The organism is Massilia sp. CT11-108 (genome assembly GCF_047302915.1).
Lineage (GTDB): Bacteria > Pseudomonadota > Gammaproteobacteria > Burkholderiales > Burkholderiaceae_D > Telluria > Telluria orientalis.
Genome location: NZ_JBKYMO010000456.1, coordinates 1 through 4,365 on the forward strand (window position 1 = coordinate 1; position 4,365 = coordinate 4,365).

Annotated in this window: 5 protein-coding genes and 1 pseudogene; 5 read left to right on the forward strand and 1 reads right to left on the reverse strand. The window is 66.3% G+C overall.

The features are described 5' to 3' along the window. The 5 genes from ACEN88_RS25195 to ACEN88_RS25215 all read left to right on the forward strand — a co-directional run. On the forward strand, positions 1-312 hold a 312-nt coding region (locus ACEN88_RS25195; RefSeq protein ID WP_413344092.1), incomplete at its 5' end, for a helix-turn-helix domain-containing protein. Then, positions 309-815 (forward strand): DUF1993 domain-containing protein, encoded by a 507-nt coding sequence (locus ACEN88_RS25200; RefSeq protein ID WP_413344093.1) that lies wholly within the window; start codon positions 309-311, stop codon positions 813-815. The genes ACEN88_RS25195 and ACEN88_RS25200, both read left to right, overlap by 4 nt. Positions 816-920: 105 nt before the next feature. Then, positions 921-3,080 carry a polyphosphate kinase 1 gene (ppk1, locus tag ACEN88_RS25205; protein WP_413344094.1) on the forward strand — a complete coding sequence of 720 codons (2,160 nt, stop codon included), beginning with the start codon at positions 921-923 and terminating at the stop codon, positions 3,078-3,080. Further along, on the forward strand, positions 3,046-3,519 hold the full coding sequence (locus ACEN88_RS25210) for a SixA phosphatase family protein (protein WP_413344095.1): 474 nt from the start codon (positions 3,046-3,048) through the stop codon (positions 3,517-3,519). Before ppk1 ends, ACEN88_RS25210 begins: the two co-directional genes overlap by 35 nt. Before the next feature lie 70 nt (positions 3,520-3,589). After that, a complete protein-coding gene (locus tag ACEN88_RS25215) occupies positions 3,590-4,054 on the forward strand; it encodes an N-acetyltransferase family protein (RefSeq protein ID WP_413344096.1) in 465 nt (154 codons plus the stop codon). A gap of 25 nt (positions 4,055-4,079) precedes the next feature. Here the strand turns inward: ACEN88_RS25215 and ACEN88_RS25220 are convergent. Further along, a pseudogene (locus ACEN88_RS25220) lies at positions 4,080-4,365 on the reverse strand (hypothetical protein); the annotation flags it as partial.

Consider the following 4,365-nt stretch of genomic DNA (forward strand, 5'->3'; position numbering starts at 1 on the left):
GCGATCCGCTGGCTGCAGCAGCATTACGCGGAACCCGTCTCGACGCAGCAGCTGGAGGCGGTGAGCGGCATGAGCGCGTCGTCGCTGTTCCGCCACTTCAAGGACTTCACGTCGCTGAGCCCCCTGCAATACCAGAAACAGATCCGCCTGCACGAGGCGCGCGCCCGCCTCGCGGCCGCCAGTTGCGACGTGGCGGCCGTCGCCTACCAGGTGGGCTACGAAAGCCCGTCGCAGTTTACGCGCGAGTACAGCCGCATGTTCGGACGGCCGCCGCGCGACGATCTCCGGCGCGTGCGGGAGGCGGTCGTATGACGGTCACGCCGACCCGGCTCTTCCTGCATTACCTGGGACGACTGGACGCCCTCCTGAAGCAGGTCGAGGCGTTCGACGGGACCGTTGCGGACCGCCGCCTGCACCCGGACATGTTCCCGCTGCTGCAGCAGGCCCGGGTCGCGATCGGGTTCACCTTGCGCGCCACCTGTCCGCTGGCGGGACGCGAGATCGTCTCGTTCGGCGCCGACGCGTTGACGTTTCCCGGCGTCTTCGGCGAGCTCGAACGGACGATGGCGTACCTGGCGGCGATCCCCGATGCGGATTTCGCCGGCATGGACGCGCGGCGCGTGCGCACGACGGCCGGCTTCGCGGAGCTGGACCTGCCGGCCGCCGAGTACTATCAGATGTATGCCGTGCCCAACTTCTTTTTTCACTATTCGATGGTGTATGCGATCGCGCGCCAGGGCGGCGTGCCGGTCGGGAAATCCGGGTTCGACGGCTATCACCGTTATCCCGCCGGTTTTACATTCGACGCTGTGTGACGGGCCATGCATTGTGACGGGGCGACGCTGTCGAGCGTTCTCTGTCACAATGTTGTCATAATCGGCTTCTACACTCCGTTGTCACGAGTGAAATATTCCCGAAAAATGGATATGAAGTTAAAAACGGACGAGGCACTTGCCGCGCTTCCGCCCGATAGCCCACACCTGTTCCTCAACCGCGAACTGTCGCTGCTCGAATTCAATCGCCGCGTGCTCGAAAACGCGGAAGATCCGTCCGTCCCGCTGCTCGAACGCCTGCGCTTCCTGACGATCGTCTCCAGCAACCTGGACGAATTCTTCGAGGTCCGCGTCGCCAGCCTGCTCGCCCAGCACCAGGCGCACGGCGGCCCGGAGCCCGGCCAGGCCGACCTGGACGGCGCCGCCGACGAATGCCGCCAGATCATCGCGCGCCAGTACGCGCTGCTGAACGACCAGATCCTGCCGCAGCTGTCCGCGAACGGCATCCACCTGCTGCGCCGCTCGGACCGCAACGCGGCGCAGAAGGCGTGGGTCAAGCAGTACTTCGACAAGGAGGTGCGCCCGCTGCTCACGCCGGTCGGCCTCGACCCCGCGCACCCGTTCCCGCGCGTGATCAACAAGAGCCTGAACTTCATCGTCGAACTGGCCGGCAAGGATGCGTTCGGGCGCGGCACCGGCATCGCGATCATGAAGGCGCCGCGCGTGCTGCCGCGGCTGATCCGCCTGCCGGACGAACTGTCCGACAAGCCTGGCGCGTCCTACTGCCTGCTCACGTCCGTGATCCAGGCCCACATGGCGGACCTGTTCACGGGGCGCGAGGTGGTGTCGTACTCGCAGTTCCGCGTCACCCGCAACAGCGACCTGTGGGTGGACGAGGAAGAAGTGAAAAACCTGCGCCAGGCGCTGCAAAGCGAACTCCATAGCCGCAACTACGGTTTCGCCGTGCGCCTGGAAGTCGCGCGCGGCTGCCCGAAGCACCTGGCCGACTTCCTGCTCGACCAGTTCTCGATCGACCGCTCGCGCCTGTTCACGGTGGACGGCCCCGTCAACATGGGCCGCCTGCTGGAAATCGCCAACAGCAACGCCCGTCCGGACCTCAAGTTCACGCCGTATGCGCCGGGCTTCCCGGCCAAGCTCGTGAATGCGCACGACACCTTCTCCGTGCTGCGCAAGCAGGACATCCTGCTGCACCATCCGTACCAGTCGTTCCAGCCCGTGATCGAATTCGTGCGCTGCGCCGCGGCCGATCCGAACGTCGTCGCGATCAAGCAGACGATCTACCGCGCCGGCTCGAACTCCGAGCTGATGGATTCGCTGATCAACGCGGCGCTGCGCGGCAAGGAAGTCACCGTCATCGTCGAACTGATGGCGCGCTTCGACGAAGAGGCGAACATCAACTGGGCCGAGCGGCTGGAAGAAGCCGGCGCCCAGGTCGTGTACGGCGTCGTCGGCCTCAAGACGCACGCGAAGATGGCGCTCGTGCTGCGCCGCGAACCGGACGGCCTGCGCCGCTACGCCCACCTCGGCACGGGCAACTACAACCCGACGACGGCGCGCTTCTACACGGACTTCGGCCTGCTCACGTCGGACGAGGAGCTCACCGCGGACGTCAACGAGGTGTTCATCCACCTCACGAGCATGACGCGGCCCACGCAGCTGTCGGCGATGTGGCTGGCGCCGTTCACGCTGCAGAAGGAAATCGTCAAGGCGATCCGCCAGGAAGCGGCGATCGCGCGCGAAGGCAAGCCGGCGCGCATCATCGCCAAGATGAATTCGCTGACCGACGAATCCGTGATCCGCGCCCTGTACGAAGCGTCCGCGGACGGCGTGCGCATCGACCTGATCGTGCGCGGCGCGTGCTCGCTGCGGCCCGGCGTGCCGGGGCTGTCGGAGAACATCCGCGTGCGCTCGATCGTCGGCCGCTTCCTCGAACACACGCGCGTCTACTACTTCCGCAATAATCTCAAGAACGACATCTACCTGGGCAGCGCGGACTGGATGAACCGCAACCTGTTCCGCCGGGTCGAAGTGGCTTTCCCCGTCCGCTCGCCGGCGCTCAAGAAGCGCGTGCTGCGCGAGGGCCTGCAAGTCTATTTGAAGGACAACGTCAATGCCTGGGAACTGGGCAGCGACGGCCGCTACAAGCGCCGCAAGGCCCGCGGCAGCCAGGCGGCCTTCAGCGCCCAGCAATTCCTGATGGAGACGCTGGGCGCGCAAAGCACCGCCCACGGACATAACAAGGAGAACGACCATGGAACTGATCCTGTGGCGCCACGCCGAGGCTGAGCCGCACGTGCCCGACCGCCAGGGCGATCAGTTGCGCGAGCTGACCGCCAAGGGTGCGCGCCACGCGTCGCGCGTGGGCGCATGGCTCGACCGCCAGTTGCCGTCGCACTGCCGCATCCTGTCCAGCCCCGCTGCGCGCTGCGTGCAGACGGCGCAGGCGCTGGGCCGCAAGTTCATCACCGTGGAAGCGCTGAACACGGATTCGTCGGCGGAGCGCATCCTGGAAGCGGCCGGCTGGCCGGACAACAAGAATCCAGTCGTCGTGGTCGGGCACCAGCCGCTGCTCGGCCAGGTGGCGTCGCTGATCTTTGCCGGGACCGCGCAGGACTGGAAGATCCGCAAGGCCAGCGTGTTCTGGATTGCCAGCAAGGGCGAGGAGGATCCGGCGCCGTTCGTCAGGCTGGCGGTGGGGCCGGATATCGTGGGCAAGCTGCGCTGATGGCGCGGTCGGTTCGGGCATAATATTGCTGGAATTAAACCAGACGCCCGATCCCATTCCCATGGCACACATGACCGATATCCGACGCGCCCGTTTTCCCGACGATCTCGATGCCGTCGTCGCCATTTTTCGCGAATACATCGGCAGCACCAGCGTCAGCCTCGATTTCCAGGACTACGAAGAGGAACTGGCCGACCTGCCCGGCAAATACGACGCGCCGACAGGCGGACTGTTCCTCGCCGTTCACGCCGGTGCCGTCGTTGGTTGCGCCGGCTTCCGCGCAGTGGACGACGAGACTTGCGAGATGAAACGCGTGTATGTCCGCCCCGTCGCGCGCGGGCAGGACCTGGGGCGCCGGCTGGTCGAGCGCATCCTGGACGAAGGACGCGCGGCCGGCTACCGCCGTATCTGCCTCGATGTCCTGCCGGAGTTCGAAACCGCCCGGCGGCTGTACGAGTCGCTGGGCTTCGTGCCGGCCCCACCCGTGACCTTCAATCCCGTTGCCGGAACCCGGTTTCTCGGCATGGATTTATAGATCGCGGCGACGGCGCGTGAACGCCTCACGCATTCTGCAGCCGCGCACTCCGCGTCCCGCCACCCACGCCCACCGCCGTGACGATCGCCAGCGCCTGGAACAACGCGATCCCCGCGAACAGCCAGCCCGGATGCCCCGCATCCATCACGAGCCCGAACAGCGCGGGCCCCACGGACAGCCCGGCATCGAGCCCCGAATACACGATCCCATACACCCGCCCCGTCGCATTCTTCGGCGCCGCCGCCATGAAGTCGTCCTTCGAGATGCCCGGCAGGGTGAGCGTCTCCGCCTTCGGGTACTGCACGAAGTTC